The sequence below is a fragment of the Enterobacter cloacae complex sp. HYC042_NIDB genome (assembly GCF_056673315.1).
Genome location: NZ_CP109650.1, coordinates 4,427,079 through 4,442,500, shown reverse-complemented (window position 1 = coordinate 4,442,500; position 15,422 = coordinate 4,427,079). Strand labels below are relative to the sequence as shown.

Below are 15,422 nucleotides of genomic sequence, written 5' to 3'. Positions count from 1 at the left end.
AGGTAGCGCCTTTTTAAACAAGCAGTTAGCTAATCGAAATTAGTTCATGCCGTATTTTTTCAGTTTCTTACGCAGAGTACCACGGTTGATACCCATCATCAGCGCAGCGCGGGTCTGGTTACCGCGGGTGTATTGCATCACCATGTCCAACAGTGGCTGTTCAACTTCAGCCAGTACCAGCTCATACAGGTCATTAACATCCTGACCATTCAGTTGAGCAAAATAGTTCTTCAGTGCCTGTTTAACCGAGTCACGCAGGGGCTTTTGAGTTACCTGATCCTGAGAGTTAACGGTAGAAACGGTCAGTACGTCAGAATTTACGCGTTGTTCGAACATAGTTCTGTCAGCTCTTTATTTCATTACGCAAGATTTTCGAAGTATGCCTCCAACGCCTCCAGCTGTTCGCTGGCATCCTCAATGGCGTTGAATGTGCGCCGAAACTGGTCATCTGGAGCGTGCTCCTGGAGATACCAGGAGACGTGTTTACGCGCAATTCGGTACCCTTTTGCCTGACCGTAGTGGTCATGCAGTTCCCGAACATGCGAACAAAGCAAGCGCTTTACCTCTGCCAGAGGCAGTGGGGCAAGCAGCTCCCCAGTGTCCAGATAATGCTGGATTTCCCGGAAGATCCAGGGTCTTCCCTGAGCTGCACGTCCTATCATCAGAGCATCAGCTCCCGTATAGTCGAGTACAGCCCTGGCTTTAAGCGGGTCAGTTATGTCGCCATTCGCGATAATCGGAATGGAAACCTTCTGCTTAACTGCCCGAATGCTGTCGTATTCAGCTTCACCATTGAACAAACAGGCGCGAGTGCGTCCGTGGATGGTCAGGGCCTGAATACCACAATCTTCGGCCAGTTGGGCAATCTCTACACAGTTACGGTGTTCCGGCGACCAACCCGTGCGAATCTTCAACGTAACAGGAACGTCCACTGCGCTGACAACCGCCGTCAGGATAGCTTTCACCTGGTCGGGGTATTGCAGAAGGGCTGAACCTGCAAGCTTGCGATTCACCTTTTTGGCCGGGCAACCCATATTGATATCAATAATCTGGGCACCACTTTCCACGTTAATACGCGCGGCATCTGCCATCTCTTCAGGCACGCTTCCGGCAATTTGCACGGTGCGAATACCTGGTTCATCAATGTGCACCATCCGAAGGCGGGATTTATCGCTTTCCCAAACCTGCGGGTTAGACGACATCATCTCGGATACGGTTAAACCGGCTCCCATCTCATAGCACAGCGTCCTGAACGGCCGGTCGGTAATACCTGCCATTGGGGCTGCGATCAGGCGATTTCTAAGCTGGTGGTGTCCGATGCGCATGAGTTAAGAAATGACCATACTGTGACTGCAAGGCGGCGTATATTACGCATTTTTTGCACGAGATGAAAGGCCAAACTTTGAACAATCCACTGTTGTAGATCAAGGAATCGCCGCGCAATCTTTTCGTTTAAAATTATTCATTATTGAAATCATTGAGTTATGCGCTGATGGCTATTTTATGTGCGCTTACAATTTCCCGTAACTTCTCATCATTTCTGAATAAATGCGACAGATGAGCGGGATAATCTGCTGTTTTTAACAGCAGATTTCCCCACTTCTTTGCGATCTGCGTCGCATTTTAGAACATGATCTCAGGGCAAAAAATAGACGTTATTCGAGGATAACACGACCATGGAGGGACTGTACCGGCCGGTTATTATCGTGATGCATTGTGTGGGTGAATTTCTCGAGCTGCCCGGCGGAGACCGTCAGAGGATGCTTAAGCACGATCCAGGTGACGCCTTCTGAACACGGTGGCGTTGTCAGCGAGCCGCTAAAGCGCCAGTACGTTTTATCTTCCGGCAGCAGCTTATTCAGGTTGAGCTCCTGCTTGATGGAGACGTTCAGCTCAGCCTGCTGAGGCATGACGTCCCACAGTTTATCAAGTTCACGGTTCTCTGCCCCTTTGTCGAACATGACCGCGACCACCGCCAGTTCCCCCTTCGCATTTTTATGCACAAGGTGCATTTCCATCGCGTAATGCTTGCCGTGTACGGTGTTTTCGCTCGGCGCGTGGAAGTGGAACTGCTGTAATGTCCAGGTTTGCTTATCCAGCGTGATAGTGTCGCGAGTGTCGGCCTGCTCGCTTGCCTGAATAGTATGGCCATTGTTTGTCAGCGTCACAGGGCCGTCAACGTAGTGCGTTTGCAGCGGGGAGAGATGGGCGTTAGCGGTTGAATCAATATCAATGGGAGACTGGTTCATTCCACTGTTACAGGTCTTGTACGCTTCATCCAGTTCACCCCAGTGCTCCGGTGAACTTTCTCCTTTGTAGCTCCAGTGTGATGCGCATGCTGAAGCCGAGATCATGCTCAGCGCTAACAGCGCTGCCTTGCTATAAACGTGTTTCATAATATTCTTCCCGTGAATTTTTATTATCCAAATCAAAATTTATCAGTATGATTTGTGGGGTTATTTTACTGGAGGCAGGCCAGGGGCGGGAGGAATATTGAGGAGAAAAGGCGTGGTCAGAGGACCACGCCAAATGCTTATTTTTTACGACCGGTAATGCGGCACCACTCTTCTTTCTCGACGACCGGGTCGAGCGCAAAGAGATCGGCGTAGGCTTCGCAAACGCTCTCCGCCTGGCTTGCCAGGATGCCGGAAAGTCCCAGCAGACCGCCCTCAACCGGCAGCACGCTGATTAATGGCGCCAGTTCACGCAGTGGGCCAGCGAGAATGTTTGCGACCACCACATCGGCTTTCATGGCTTCTGGCTGCGCTTCCGGCAGGTAGAGCTCCAGACGATCGGACACGCCGTTACGCTCAGCATTATCGCGGCTGGCCTGAATGGCCTGCGGATCGATATCGATCCCGATGGCTTTCGCCGCGCCCAGTTTCAGAGCGGCAATCGCGAGGATCCCGGAACCGCAGCCGAAGTCGATCACCGTCTTACCTTCCAGATCCAGACCATCCAGCCACTGCAGGCACAGAGACGTGGTTGGATGGGTGCCGGTGCCAAACGCCAGGCCTGGGTCAAGCATCACGTTCACCGCGTTTTCATCGGGAACCTCGCGCCAGCTTGGGCAGATCCACAGACGTTTGCCGAACTGCATCGGGTGGAAGTTGTCCATCCACTCGCGTTCCCAGTCTTTGTCTTCCAGCTGTTCGATTTTATGCGCGAAGCCTGCGCCCAGCAGCGGATGGTTTTCCAGAATCGCCACCACCTCTTTCATGTCGGTTTCGGCATCGAACAGGCCGATCACGTCGGTATCACCCCACAGGCGCGTTTCGCCCGGCAGCGGTTCAAAGACCGGCGTGTCGTGCGTGTCCTGAAAGGTGATGGAGACAGAGCCGGCTTCCATCAGCGCATCGCTTAGCTCTTCGGCGTTCGCGCCGGTTGTGTTCAGTTTTAGTTGGATCCACGGCATGGCAAAACTCTTTATTTATCAGTAGAAATCATAGCGGGTTGTGGGGCGGGCTGACCGAAACGGTTCCCCACCACAAACGCCAGTAAACTTAGCAGTAACGAAGGCACAATCGGATGGAAGCCCAGATACTGAATCTTAAATGTCGCAAGGATGGCATACAGCACACCGCCAACAATCATCGCGCTCAGCGCGCCTGCAGCGTTCGCGCGTTCCCAGTAAAGACCTAATACCAGCGGCCACAGGAAAACGGCTTCAAGACCGCCAAACGCCAGCAGGTTCAGCCAGATGATCATCTCCGGCGGACGCCATGCAGCTAGCATCAGCAAAGCTCCTAACACCAGCGTAATGACGGCAGACATCCGCTTCAGGCGACGTTCATTTTCAACCTGCTCAGGGCGCAGGTTCAGATAGAGATCTTTAATGATCGTAGCGGAACTTTGCAGTAACTGGGCGTTAATGGTCGACATAATGGCGGCCATTGGCGCTGCGAGGAAAATTCCGGCGGCGAAGGGCGGCAGCACTTTAACCATCAGCGTCGGGATCACCAGATCCGGCACGGTAAGGTCGGGGATCACCGCGCGCCCTAACGCACCTGCCAGGTGCATACCAAACATCAGGACCGCGACCACAATCGTCCCGATGATGATGCCCTTGTGAACGGCTTTACTGTCTTTATAGGAGATACAGCGCACGGCGGTATGCGGCAGACCAATCACCCCGAAGCAGACTAACACCCAGAACGAGGTCATAAAGGTCGGCGAGAGGATATCATCCGCGCCCTGCGGTGAAATCAGTTTCGGGTCAATCGCTTCCAGGGTTTCCACCGCATGAGTGAGTCCACCCGCGGCATGAACAATCCCCACCAGCAGAACAATCGTGCCGATGAGCATGACCATTCCCTGCAGCGTATCGTTCAGCACGCTGGCGCGGAACCCGCCAAACGCGGTATAGAGCGCGATGCTTACCCCGAAGATAAGCAGTCCTGTCTCGTAAGGGATCCCGGCCGCCGTTTCCAGCAGGCGTGCCCCGCCGATAAACTGTACGGTCATCGCGCCAATAAAGGCGACCAGCAGGCTTAAACTCGCCAGCCACACCAGTAAGCGGCTCTGGTAACGGGCAAACAGCATGTCGTTGAGCGTGACGGCATTATAGCGGCGCGCCAGGATGGCAAATTTCTTACCAAGAATACCGAGGGAGAGCCAGACTGCAGGCAACTGGATCATAGCCAGCAGTACCCAGCCTAACCCGTACTTGTAGGCCGCACCGGGGCCGCCAATAAACGAACTGGCGCTGATATAGGTCGCGGTCAGCGTCATTGCCAGCACAACGCCGCCCATCGAACGGCTGCCGAGGAAATACTCGTTCAGAAAAGCACCGGTCGTTCTTTTGCGCATGGCGTAAATGGATAAACCAAACACGACCAGCAGGTATGCGACAAGCGGCAGAATGACTTCAAGCTGCATCATCGTCCTCCAGCGGAATATCGCGATAGATGAATTTCACCATTGCCCAGCACAGCAGGATAAACACCAGCGGTACCAGCAGGCAGGCCATTTCGAACCAGTGCGGCAGGCCGGTGATGCCAATAGCGGAGTCAGGTAAGTAAGCAGTTACTAACCATGCAGCAAGATAGAGAAGGGTCAGCCACAGCGCCCAGCGCGCTTCTTTATGGGCCTGAACAAAACGTTTGTCCATTTTTTGTCCCTTTTGGATGCAGAAAGCGGGGATTGTACATGATGGGGCTTTGCGATCCCCAGAAATAAAAAAAGGCCGGATAATCCGGCCTTTTAGCAACACAGCTCTCTTACTTCTCGTTCAGGCCGAGTTTTTTCTCCAGGTAGTGGATATTGGTTCCACCATTCTGGAAGTGCTCGTCGCTCATGATACGCATCTGCAGATCAACGTTGGTTTTAATACCGTCGATGATCAGCTCCTGCAGGGCGTTCTTCATGCGGGCAATCGCCACGTCACGGTTTTCGCCGTAGCAGATGAGCTTACCGATCATTGAGTCATAGTACGGCGGTACGGTGTAGCCGGCGTAGATATGAGATTCCCAACGCACACCAAAGCCACCCGGCGCGTGGAAACGCGTGATTTTACCCGGGCTCGGCAGGAAGGTGTTCGGGTCTTCGGCGTTGATACGGCACTCTACCGCATGGCCTTTCACCACAACTTCTTCCTGCTTGATGGACAGAGGCTGACCGGCTGCGATACGCAGCTGCTCTTTGATCAGGTCAACGCCGGTGATCATTTCGGTAACCGGGTGTTCAACCTGAATACGGGTGTTCATTTCAATGAAGTAGAACTCGCCGTTTTCGAACAGGAACTCAAAGGTACCCGCCCCGCGATAGCCGATATCGACGCACGCTTTGGCGCAACGCTCGCCGATGTAGCGACGCAGTTCCGGGGTAATGCCCGGCGCTGGCGCTTCTTCGACCACTTTCTGGTGACGACGCTGCATGGAGCAGTCACGTTCTGCCAGATAGATCGCGTTACCCTGACCGTCAGCCAGCACCTGAATTTCGATGTGGCGTGGGTTTTCCAGATATTTTTCCATGTACACCATGTCATTGCTGAAAGCCGCTTTCGCTTCCGCTTTGGTCATGGAGATGGACTGCGCCAGTTCAGCATCGCTGCGCACAACGCGCATACCGCGACCGCCGCCGCCGCCGGACGCCTTGATGATAACCGGGTAGCCAATGCGTTTAGCATGAGCACGGTTAGCATCCATGTCGTCGGTCAGAGGGCCGTCAGAGCCTGGCACGGTTGGGACACCGGCTTTTTTCATTGCGGTGATTGCAGACACTTTGTCGCCCATCAGGCGAATGGTGTCGGCTTTCGGACCGATGAAGATAAAGCCAGAGCGTTCAACCTGCTCAGCAAAGTTGGCGTTCTCAGAGAGGAAGCCGTAACCCGGATGAATTGCCACCGCGCCGGTGATTTCAGCGGCGCTGATGATAGCCGGGATGTTCAGATAGCTTTTTACGGACGGAGCCGGGCCAATACAGACCGTCTCATCCGCCAGCAATACGTGTTTTAAATCGCGATCCGCGCTTGAGTGCACGGCCACGGTCTTGATGCCCAGTTCTTTACAGGCACGAAGAATACGCAGTGCAATCTCGCCACGGTTGGCGATAACAATTTTATCCAGCATGTTCGCCTCGTTACTCGATGACGACCAGCGGCTCGTCAAATTCAACCGGCTGACCACTTTCGACCAGAATCGCTTTCACAGTACCTGACTTGTCAGCTTCGATCTGGTTCATCATTTTCATCGCTTCAACGATGCACAGGGTATCGCCTACGTTGACTTTCTGACCCACTTCGATGAACGCCTTCGCGTCCGGGCTCGGGGTGCGGTAGAAAGTACCAACCATTGGGGAACGTACGATGTGACCACTGATTTCTGCTGCAGCGGCAGGTGCGGCTTCAGCTGCTGCTGGCGCAACGGCTGCGGAAAGCGCAGGCTGCTGCACTGGCGCAGCGTAAGCTTGCTGCATTACCGGGAAGCTAGCGGCTGGGGCTGCACGGCTGATGCGTACAGACTCTTCGCCTTCAGAAATTTCCAGTTCGGAGATGCCTGATTCTTCAACCAGCTCGATCAGTTTTTTAATCTTACGAATATCCATGAGTGGGTTCCGTACTCTTGTTTAGTGTGATTGTGACAAGCGTTTTACCGCTGTCTGTAAAGCGTATGAATAGCCGTCTGCGCCCAGTCCGCAGATAACGCCAGCAGCGATATCCGACAGATACGAATGGTGGCGGAACGGCTCTCGGGCGTGCACGTTACTCAGGTGGATCTCGATAAACGGGATACTCACCGCGAGCAGTGCGTCGCGGATAGCAACACTGGTGTGCGTAAACGCGGCCGGATTGATCAGGATATAGTCCACAGTGTCTTTAGCCTGATGAATACGGTCGATGATTGCGTACTCCGCGTTTGACTGAAAATGATCCAAATCCACATTCAGCGAGGCTGCTTCCGTGCTCAGACGGTTAACAATTTCGCTCAATGTCAGCGTGCCGTACTTCTCTGGCTCACGGGTGCCGAGCATGTTCAGGTTCGGTCCGTTTAAAACTAAGATGTGGAACTTATCAGTCATTATGCCGCTATCTCCTGCGATTTTCGGGTAAAAAACAAAATATACCGTCGAAGCGCAAATGTCACCTTTTCAGAGGCCCAAAACCGCTGTCAGGCGAACCAAGGTCGCACATTATAACGATTTCGTAGCATTTGGCAGCTAAATACTGGTCTTATCAGGGAAGATTATCAACCGCAATCCAAAAAAGATTTGCGGTTGAGAGGTAATCTGCGGGAAAACGCACAGTTTCGCGAACTATCGCAACCACTGGCGGAACTTCTTGTAACGCCATGCTAAAAGCGCCACGGCTGCCAGCGCGTAAAGGACCGGCTGCGGAGAGAGGATCTTCACCGACCACAGATAATGAATGGGGGCGAGGATCGCGACAAGATAGACGAAGTTGTGCAGCAACTGCCAGCGACGGCCCAGCTTTCGCTGCGCATATTGCGTGGATGTCAGCGCTAACGCCAGCAGGATCAGCCAGCTAACAATGCCCAGCATCAGGTAAGGGCGTGTTACCAGCTCGCGGCCAAGCAGTGTCAGATTGTTAATTCCCAGTTCCAGCAGGGCGTAACTGGTGAGGTGCAGGGTCGCCCAGGCAAAACACCATAGCCCCAAAAGCCGACGGGTGCGTATCAATAATGGCTGTTTAGCGTAGCGCGCCAGCGGCGAGACGAGCAAGGTGGCCAGTAAAAATTTCAGAGCCATCCGACCGGTAAAATGCTGGATATCCTTTGCCGGATCGGCGCTAAAGAGGCCCTGGCTGGCTGCCCAGAACAGCCAGATAAAAGGAAGTATCCCGGCTAAATGCAGCAGCACTTTCAGCCAGGTAATCTGCTTTGCCGTTAAACGCACTCAGAAGTTCTCCCGTAAATTGAGGCCACGGTAAAGGGACGCCACTTCATCCGCATACCCGTTAAACAGCAGCGTGGGCTGGCGCTTCACGTCCAGCGCGCCGCCGGAGCCAATAAAGCGTTCCGTCGCCTGCGACCAGCGGGGATGATCCACATGCGGGTTCACGTTGGCGAAGAAGCCGTATTCACCCGGCGCCGCCAGGTTCCATGTCGTCGGCGGACGTTCGCGGGTCAACTTAATGCTGACGATCGATTTAATCCCTTTGAAACCGTATTTCCACGGCACGGTTAAACGGATGGGGGCACCGTTCTGCGGCGGAAGCGCCTTGCCGTAAACGCCGACGGTCAGGAGGGTAAGGGGATGCATGGCTTCGTCAAGACGTAACCCTTCAACGTAGGGATACTCCAGCCCGCCGCCGATGAACCGGTCTTTCTGGCCCGGCATCTCGTCCGGGGCGTAGCGCGTCTGGAAGGCGACGTATTTTGCGTTGCTGGTGGGTTCAACCATCGCCAGTAGCTTATGCAGCGGGAAGCCTACCCAGGGCACCACCATCGACCAGGCCTCTACGCAGCGCATGCGATAGATACGCTCTTCAAGCGGGAAGCGGGTGGTCAGATCGTGATGGTCCAGCGTCAGAGGTTTTGCCACTTCACCGTCGATTTTCAGCGTCCACGGATCGGTTTTCATGCTGCCGGCATTGGCGGCAGGATCGGCTTTATCCAGACCAAATTCGTAGAAGTTGTTGTAGCCGGTGACTTTATCTTCCGGCGTGAGCGCCAGCGTGTTTTGCCATTCGGCGGGTTTGGTAAAGGTAAGCGGGGCACCGGAAGGCGCCTTAGGGCGATCGTTGCCTTTAAACCAGTCGAGCAGGTCGGCGTGTGCCGCTGGAGAGAGCGTCAGTGCCGTGGCGCTGATGCCAAGCATTTTCAGGATCTGGCGGCGCTGTAACATAAAGACAGACTCAGACGTTACGTCGGCTTCCGTCAGTTTTCGGTTTTTCATGGCATCCTCCGTCATGCGTTTTTCTAAGCATGACGGAGGAGAAGCGTTAGCGCGAATATGTCACGAAAATTTGAAGATTAGGCGATTTTCACCAGCGCGCGGCCGTGGAACTGGTTATCCATGATCTTACGGGCATATTTAGGTGCCTGGCTGAGCGTAATTTCGGTAGCGCTCTGGGTATAGAACGATTCCGGCAAATCGCGCACCAGACGCTCCCATGCCTCTGCACGGCGAGCCGCAGGCGTCATCACGGAATCCACGCCCTGCAGGCGGACGTTTCGCAGAATAAATGGCATGACGGTCGTTGGCAGGGCAAATCCGCCCGCCAGGCCGCAGGCTGCCACGCAGCCGCCGTAGTTCATCTGCGCCAGGACTTTTGCCAGCACCTTGTCACCGACGGTATCCACCGCACCTGCCCAGACCTGTTTTTCCAGCGGGCGGGTCTCGGCAAACTCATCGCGGCCAAGAATGCGGCTGGCGCCGAGCTGGCGCAGATAATCATGCGTGCTTTCACGGCCGGAAACCGCCGCAACCTGATAACCCAGCTTGTGCAGCAGCGTGACCGCCGTGCTGCCCACGCCACCGCTGGCCCCGGTCACAACAATTTCACCCGACTCGGGGCGAACACCCGCCTCTTCCAGCGCCATCACGCACAGCATGGCGGTAAAGCCTGCGGTACCAACGATCATCGCTTTGCGGCCATCTATGCCTTTCGGCATAGGCACCAGCCAGTCGCCCTTCACGCGCGCCTGCGTTGCCAGCCCGCCCCAGTGATTTTCGCCCACGCCCCAGCCGGTGAGCAGCACCTGCTGGCCCGCATGAAAACGGGGATCTTCGCTGCTATGAACCCGGCCAGCAAAATCAATACCCGGCACCATAGGGAAATTTCGGATGATTTTACCCTTGCCGGTGATCGCCAGCGCATCTTTATAATTTAAACTGGACCAGTCGATGTCGACGGTGACGTCGCCTTCCGGCAGGCGAGTTTCTTCTAAGGCCTGTACTGAGGCAAGCGTTTTGCCGTCCTGCTGTTCTAAGATTAAAGCCTGCATACGGGGTCCTCACGGCTCAGATGATTGGAAAAGAGTTCCTGAAGACTATACTCGCTCAGGGTAAAGCAATGCCGATTTAACGCAATAAATTGCCAGATACGCCAGGTTTGGTAGTATGCCGCATTTGAAATGCAAGTTAGCGCTTACTCGCTACCCCATCAACCCACGGAGTAATCTCAAGGATGCGATTAACGACGAAGTTCTCGGCTTTTATCACCCTGCTGACGGGGCTTACCATCTTTGTCACGCTTCTTGGTTGCTCTCTGAGCTTTTATAACGCCATTCAGGACAAACTGGTCAACCGGGTGCAGTCCGTTGCGTCGGTCATTGATACGCGTCTGTTGACCACTCCACTTCCTGAGCTATCCCGGGAGCTGGATGAGTTGATGGTGCCGGTTGATATTATTCAGATCGACATCCAGCAGGGAAAGCATCCGGTTTTAAGCCATGAACGACAGGACAGCTATCGACCTGCGGGCGTGGTGAGCCAGTATCGGGAAGTAACGGTGCACTCCCTCAAAAATCCGGGGATGACCATACACATGGTCTACCTCGATCCGATGGCCAGCTATTTCCGTTCTATGATGACCACCGCGCCGCTCACTGTTGCCGTCGCCTTCATTATTTTGCTGATTTTTCTCGCGGTCCGCTGGCTGCGCCGCCAGCTTTCAGGCCAGGAACTGCTGGAGATCCGCTCCGTGCGTATCCTGAACGGTGAACGTGGCCCGCAGGTTCGCGGCTCGGTCCATGAATGGCCCTCACGCGCCAGCAGCGCGCTGGATACGCTGCTCTCAGAGATCCAGTTTGCCAGCGACCAGCGCAGCCGAATGGATACGCTGATCCGCTCTTATGCCGCGCAGGATAATAAAACCGGCCTGAACAACCGCCTTTTCTTTGACAATCAACTCGCCACGCTGCTCGACGACCCGGAAAAAGTGGGCACGCACGGGGTGGTGATGATGATTCGCCTGCCCGATTTCGATCTGCTGCGCGACACATGGGGGCAGCGGGCGGCGGAAGAAAATCTCTTTACGCTGATCAACCTGCTCTCCACCTTTATTATGCGCTATCCGGGGGCGCTGCTGGCCCGCTACCACCGCAGCGACTTTGCCGTATTGCTTCCGCATCGCACGTTGAAGGAATCAGAAAGCATTGCCAGCCAGCTACTTAAGGCCGTCGACGCGCTGCCGCAGAGCAAAATGCTCGACAGAGACGATATGGTCCATATGGGGATTTGCGCCTGGCGCGGCGGACAGTCGACAGAGCAGGTGATGGAGCATGCGGAAGCGGCCACCCGCAACGCGGTATTGCAAGGGGCGAACGGATGGGCGGTCTATGATGATTCGCTGCCTGAAAAAGGGCGTGGAAACGTGCGCTGGCGTACTTTGATTGAGCAAATGCTGAGTCGCGGCGGGCCGCGTATTTATCAAAAACCGGCGGTCATGAAGAACGGTTTTGTCCACCACCGGGAATTGATGTGCCGTATTTTCGACGGAACGGAAGAGGTTATTTCTGCGGAATATCTGCCGATGGTTCTGCAATTTGGGCTCTCCGAAGAGTATGACCGCCAGCAAATTACACGCTTGATTCCATTTTTATCATTCTGGCCTGAAGAGAATCTGGCGTTACAGGTTACCGTTGAGTCATTAATACGCCCGCGTTTTCAGCGCTGGCTGCGTGATACATTAATGCAATGCGAAAAATCGCAACGCAAACGCATTATTTTTGAACTTGCTGAGGCGGATGTGGGTCAACACATCAGCCGGTTGCGTCCGGTGGTCCGTTTGATCAACGCGCTCGGTGCCCGTGTCGCGGTAACGCAGGCGGGTTTAACGCTGGTCAGTACCAACTGGATCAAGGAGCTGGATGTGGAGCTATTAAAGCTACATCCGGGGCTGGTAAGGAATATTGAGAAGCGCACGGAAAACCAGCTGCTGGTTCAGAGTCTGGTTGAAGCGTGTAAGGGAACGCGAACACAGGTATTTGCCGCAGGCGTGCGCTCCAGAGGCGAATGGCAGATGTTAACAGAGCGCGGAGTGACGGGCGGTCAGGGCGATTTTTTTGCCGCCTCTCAGCCGCTTGACACCAACGTGAAAAAATATTTGCAAAGATACTCTGTTTGACCTGCCGTTTACGTTGTTTTCACGTAGAATATCGCGCCTGTAGCTTTGAGTATGTCGAGCAAAAAGCCAGTGAACGACCTTTAATGGGTTACAAATATCAGTGAGGAACACGACTGTTTACTCAGCCCTGAGGGAGTCAGGGGATGAATTTGTAACAACAGGAAACGTACTGCACAAATTTTCACCGTTGCAGATGATTTTTGCGCCTTGTCGCTGCTGCGTGTGGTTGGTAAAGTAAGCGGATTTTGTTTTCCGCCCCAGCTTTCAGGATTATCCCTTAGTATGTTGAAAAAATTTCGTGGCATGTTTTCCAATGACCTGTCCATTGACCTGGGTACCGCGAATACCCTTATTTATGTAAAAGGACAAGGCATCGTATTGAATGAGCCTTCTGTTGTGGCCATTCGTCAGGATCGTGCAGGCTCGCCGAAAAGCGTGGCCGCAGTGGGTCATGACGCGAAGCAGATGCTGGGTCGTACCCCTGGCAACATCGCCGCTATTCGCCCAATGAAAGACGGCGTTATCGCTGATTTCTTCGTGACTGAAAAAATGCTTCAGCACTTCATCAAGCAGGTTCACAGCAACAGCTTCATGCGCCCAAGCCCGCGTGTTCTGGTGTGTGTGCCGGTTGGCGCAACCCAGGTAGAACGTCGCGCAATCCGTGAATCTGCCCAGGGTGCAGGCGCACGTGAAGTGTTCCTGATTGAAGAGCCAATGGCTGCGGCAATCGGTGCGGGTCTGCCTGTTTCTGAAGCCACCGGTTCTATGGTGGTGGATATCGGTGGTGGTACCACTGAAGTGGCCGTTATCTCACTGAACGGCGTGGTGTACTCCTCCTCCGTACGTATCGGTGGTGACCGCTTCGATGAAGCCATCATCAATTATGTGCGCCGTAATTACGGCTCTCTGATCGGTGAAGCCACCGCAGAGCGTATCAAACACGAAATCGGTTCTGCATATCCGGGCGATGAAGTGCGTGAGATCGAAGTGCGTGGCCGTAACCTGGCGGAAGGTGTTCCACGCGGCTTTACCCTGAACTCCAACGAAATTCTGGAAGCACTGCAGGAACCACTGACGGGCATCGTGAGCGCGGTAATGGTTGCGCTGGAACAGTGCCCACCAGAGCTGGCGTCCGACATCTCCGAGCGCGGTATGGTTCTGACCGGTGGTGGTGCGCTGCTGCGTAACCTCGACCGCCTGTTGATGGAAGAGACAGGTATTCCTGTCGTAGTTGCAGAAGATCCACTGACTTGCGTCGCCCGCGGTGGTGGCAAGGCGCTGGAAATGATCGACATGCACGGCGGCGACTTGTTCAGCGAAGAGTAGTCATGGTGAAAGGGTAGCGAATCGCTACCCTTTCTCTCTGACACGAGAATACGCATAGCCTATGAAGCCAATTTTTAGCCGTGGCCCATCGCTACAGTTTCGCCTCATTCTGGCGGTTCTGGTTGCGCTTGGCGTCATTATTGCCGATAGCCGCCTCGGTACGTTCAGCCAGATCCGAACGTACATGGATACCGCCGTCAGTCCTTTCTACTTTATATCAAATGGTCCCCGTGAACTGCTCGACTCCGTTTCTCAAACGCTGTCTTCACGAGACCAGCTCGAACTTGAAAACCGGGCATTACGCCAGGAACTGCTGCTGAAAAACAGCGAGCTGCTGATGCTGGGGCAATATAAGCAGGAAAACGCACGCTTGCGTGAACTGCTTGGCTCGCCGCTGCGCCAGGATGAACAGAAAATGGTCACCCAGGTGATCTCCACCGTAAACGATCCCTACAGCGATCAGGTGGTGATTGATAAAGGCAGCGTGAACGGCGTATACGAAGGTCAGCCTGTGATCAGCGATAAAGGCGTTGTGGGCCAGGTCGTGGCGGTTGCCAAACTGACCAGCCGCGTGCTGCTGATTTGCGATGCTACCCATGCGCTGCCGATTCAGGTGCTGCGTAACGACATTCGCGTGATTGCCGCCGGCAATGGCTGTACGGACGATCTTCAGCTTGAACATCTGCCAGCCAACACGGACATCCGCGTGGGCGACGTGCTGGTGACGTCCGGTCTGGGCGGTCGTTTCCCTGAAGGCTACCCGGTTGCGGTGGTCTCTTCGGTTAAGCTGGATACGCAGCGTGCATACACTGTGATTCAGGCCCGTCCAACCGCCGGTTTACAGCGTCTGCGCTACCTGCTGCTGCTCTGGGGGGCCGATCGTAACGGTGCTAACCCGATGACGCCTGAAGAGGTGCATCGCGTGGCGAACGAACGCCTGATGCAGATGATGCCGCAGGTTCTTCCGCCAGCGGACTCTATGGGGCCGCCTGCGCCCGTGCCTGCGCCGGCAACCGGGTTAACGCAGCCGCAGCCTGATGCGCCGCCACCGCCTAAACTCTCTTCGGGAGGGCAGTAGTGGCAAGCTATCGTAGCCAGGGACGCTGGGTCATCTGGCTCTCGTTCCTCATTGCACTGTTGCTGCAGATTATGCCCTGGCCGGATAACATTCTCGTTTTCCGGCCAAACTGGGTCTTGCTCATTTTACTTTACTGGATCCTTGCCCTGCCGCATCGCGTAAATGTCGGCACGGGTTTTGTGATGGGTGCCATACTGGATCTCATTAGTGGCTCTACGCTGGGCGTGCGCGCCCTGTCCATGAGCATTATTGCGTACCTCGTCGCACTGAAATTCCAGCTCTTCCGTAACCTCGCGCTCTGGCAACAGGCCCTGGTCGTGATGCTGTTGTCGCTTGCTGCGGATATCGTTGTTTTCTGGGCAGAGTTTTTAGTGATCAACGTCTCTTTCCGACCGGAAGTGTTCTGGAGTAGTGTAGTAAACGGTGTGCTCTGGCCGTGGCTATTCCTGCTGATGCGTAAGGTTCGCCAGCAGTTTGCTGTGCAATAAA

16 protein-coding genes are annotated in these 15,422 nt (G+C 54.6%); 4 read left to right on the top strand and 12 right to left on the bottom strand.

The genetic code is table 11. The annotated features are described in order from the left end of the window. Window positions 1-39: 39 nt before the first annotated feature. The 12 genes from fis to acuI form a co-directional block, all read right to left on the bottom strand. The gene (fis, locus tag OKF39_RS21225) at window positions 40-336 is read right to left on the bottom strand and encodes a DNA-binding transcriptional regulator Fis (protein ID WP_000462905.1); all 297 of its coding nucleotides are present in this window, start codon (window positions 334-336) and stop codon (window positions 40-42) included. A 23-nt stretch (window positions 337-359) separates the two neighbouring features. Next, window positions 360-1,325: a tRNA dihydrouridine synthase DusB gene (gene dusB / locus OKF39_RS21220; RefSeq protein ID WP_008502861.1), complete on the bottom strand. Its 966-nt coding sequence runs from the start codon at window positions 1,323-1,325 to the stop codon at window positions 360-362. A gap of 330 nt (window positions 1,326-1,655) precedes the next feature. Beyond that, a complete protein-coding gene (locus tag OKF39_RS21215) occupies window positions 1,656-2,396 on the bottom strand; it encodes a carbonic anhydrase (RefSeq protein WP_041907814.1) in 741 nt (246 codons plus the stop codon). Between the two features lie 137 nt (window positions 2,397-2,533). Continuing rightward, the gene (prmA, locus tag OKF39_RS21210; protein ID WP_028014613.1) at window positions 2,534-3,415 is read right to left on the bottom strand and encodes a 50S ribosomal protein L11 methyltransferase; all 882 of its coding nucleotides are present in this window, start codon (window positions 3,413-3,415) and stop codon (window positions 2,534-2,536) included. A gap of 11 nt (window positions 3,416-3,426) precedes the next feature. Then, window positions 3,427-4,878 carry a sodium/pantothenate symporter gene (gene panF, locus OKF39_RS21205; protein ID WP_028014612.1) on the bottom strand — a complete coding sequence of 484 codons (1,452 nt, stop codon included), beginning with the start codon at window positions 4,876-4,878 and terminating at the stop codon, window positions 3,427-3,429. Further along, entirely contained in the window at window positions 4,868-5,110 is a 243-nt protein-coding gene (locus OKF39_RS21200) for a YhdT family protein (protein WP_006178860.1), read from the bottom strand. Before OKF39_RS21200 ends, panF begins: the two co-directional genes overlap by 11 nt. Window positions 5,111-5,219: 109 nt before the next feature. Further along, the gene (gene accC, locus OKF39_RS21195; RefSeq protein ID WP_003860388.1) at window positions 5,220-6,569 is read right to left on the bottom strand and encodes an acetyl-CoA carboxylase biotin carboxylase subunit; all 1,350 of its coding nucleotides are present in this window, start codon (window positions 6,567-6,569) and stop codon (window positions 5,220-5,222) included. 10 nt (window positions 6,570-6,579) lie between these two features. Beyond that, window positions 6,580-7,044, bottom strand: a complete 465-nt coding sequence (gene accB, locus OKF39_RS21190) for an acetyl-CoA carboxylase biotin carboxyl carrier protein (protein ID WP_008502856.1) — start codon at window positions 7,042-7,044, stop codon at window positions 6,580-6,582. Window positions 7,045-7,065: 21 nt separating this feature from the next. Further along, on the bottom strand, window positions 7,066-7,518 hold the full coding sequence (aroQ, locus tag OKF39_RS21185; RefSeq protein ID WP_028014610.1) for a type II 3-dehydroquinate dehydratase: 453 nt from the start codon (window positions 7,516-7,518) through the stop codon (window positions 7,066-7,068). Between the two features lie 234 nt (window positions 7,519-7,752). Continuing rightward, complete coding sequence (msrQ, locus tag OKF39_RS21180; protein ID WP_028014609.1) at window positions 7,753-8,352, bottom strand: protein-methionine-sulfoxide reductase heme-binding subunit MsrQ; 600 nt, start codon at window positions 8,350-8,352, stop codon at window positions 7,753-7,755. Next, entirely contained in the window at window positions 8,353-9,354 is a 1,002-nt protein-coding gene (gene msrP / locus OKF39_RS21175; RefSeq protein ID WP_028014608.1) for a protein-methionine-sulfoxide reductase catalytic subunit MsrP, read from the bottom strand. It lies immediately after the preceding gene. A gap of 77 nt (window positions 9,355-9,431) precedes the next feature. Then, the gene (gene acuI / locus OKF39_RS21170; protein ID WP_479983333.1) at window positions 9,432-10,406 is read right to left on the bottom strand and encodes an acrylyl-CoA reductase (NADPH); all 975 of its coding nucleotides are present in this window, start codon (window positions 10,404-10,406) and stop codon (window positions 9,432-9,434) included. Between the two features lie 182 nt (window positions 10,407-10,588). Between acuI and csrD the strand changes: the two genes are divergently transcribed. The 4 genes from csrD (at window position 10,589) to mreD (ending at window position 15,421) form a co-directional block, all read left to right on the top strand. Continuing rightward, window positions 10,589-12,529 (top strand): RNase E specificity factor CsrD, encoded by a 1,941-nt coding sequence (gene csrD / locus OKF39_RS21165; protein WP_063943756.1) that lies wholly within the window; start codon window positions 10,589-10,591, stop codon window positions 12,527-12,529. A 282-nt stretch (window positions 12,530-12,811) separates the two neighbouring features. Next, the gene (gene mreB, locus OKF39_RS21160; RefSeq protein ID WP_000913396.1) at window positions 12,812-13,855 is read left to right on the top strand and encodes a rod shape-determining protein MreB; all 1,044 of its coding nucleotides are present in this window, start codon (window positions 12,812-12,814) and stop codon (window positions 13,853-13,855) included. Window positions 13,856-13,916: 61 nt separating this feature from the next. Beyond that, window positions 13,917-14,933, top strand: a complete 1,017-nt coding sequence (mreC, locus tag OKF39_RS21155) for a rod shape-determining protein MreC (protein ID WP_028014605.1) — start codon at window positions 13,917-13,919, stop codon at window positions 14,931-14,933. Beyond that, entirely contained in the window at window positions 14,933-15,421 is a 489-nt protein-coding gene (gene mreD / locus OKF39_RS21150; protein ID WP_008502849.1) for a rod shape-determining protein MreD, read from the top strand. Before mreC ends, mreD begins: the two co-directional genes overlap by 1 nt. The last annotated feature ends 1 nt before the right edge of the window (window position 15,422 follow it).

What these genes read in the sequence shown, in the direction of transcription:
- mreB (WP_000913396.1), top strand. Translation starts at nt 12,812, where the DNA reads ATGTTGAAAAAATTTCGTGGCATGTTTTCCAATGACCTGTCCATTGAC.
- msrP (WP_028014608.1), bottom strand. Translation starts at nt 9,354, where the DNA reads ATGAAAAACCGAAAACTGACGGAAGCCGACGTAACGTCTGAGTCTGTC.
- fis (WP_000462905.1), bottom strand. Translation starts at nt 336, where the DNA reads ATGTTCGAACAACGCGTAAATTCTGACGTACTGACCGTTTCTACCGTT.
- aroQ (WP_028014610.1), bottom strand. Translation starts at nt 7,518, where the DNA reads ATGACTGATAAGTTCCACATCTTAGTTTTAAACGGACCGAACCTGAAC.
- OKF39_RS21200 (WP_006178860.1), bottom strand. Translation starts at nt 5,110, where the DNA reads ATGGACAAACGTTTTGTTCAGGCCCATAAAGAAGCGCGCTGGGCGCTG.
- accC (WP_003860388.1), bottom strand. Translation starts at nt 6,569, where the DNA reads ATGCTGGATAAAATTGTTATCGCCAACCGTGGCGAGATTGCACTGCGT.
- panF (WP_028014612.1), bottom strand. Translation starts at nt 4,878, where the DNA reads ATGCAGCTTGAAGTCATTCTGCCGCTTGTCGCATACCTGCTGGTCGTG.
- csrD (WP_063943756.1), top strand. Translation starts at nt 10,589, where the DNA reads ATGCGATTAACGACGAAGTTCTCGGCTTTTATCACCCTGCTGACGGGG.
- accB (WP_008502856.1), bottom strand. Translation starts at nt 7,044, where the DNA reads ATGGATATTCGTAAGATTAAAAAACTGATCGAGCTGGTTGAAGAATCA.
- acuI (WP_479983333.1), bottom strand. Translation starts at nt 10,406, where the DNA reads ATGCAGGCTTTAATCTTAGAACAGCAGGACGGCAAAACGCTTGCCTCA.
- dusB (WP_008502861.1), bottom strand. Translation starts at nt 1,325, where the DNA reads ATGCGCATCGGACACCACCAGCTTAGAAATCGCCTGATCGCAGCCCCA.
- OKF39_RS21215 (WP_041907814.1), bottom strand. Translation starts at nt 2,396, where the DNA reads ATGAAACACGTTTATAGCAAGGCAGCGCTGTTAGCGCTGAGCATGATC.
- mreC (WP_028014605.1), top strand. Translation starts at nt 13,917, where the DNA reads ATGAAGCCAATTTTTAGCCGTGGCCCATCGCTACAGTTTCGCCTCATT.
- prmA (WP_028014613.1), bottom strand. Translation starts at nt 3,415, where the DNA reads ATGCCGTGGATCCAACTAAAACTGAACACAACCGGCGCGAACGCCGAA.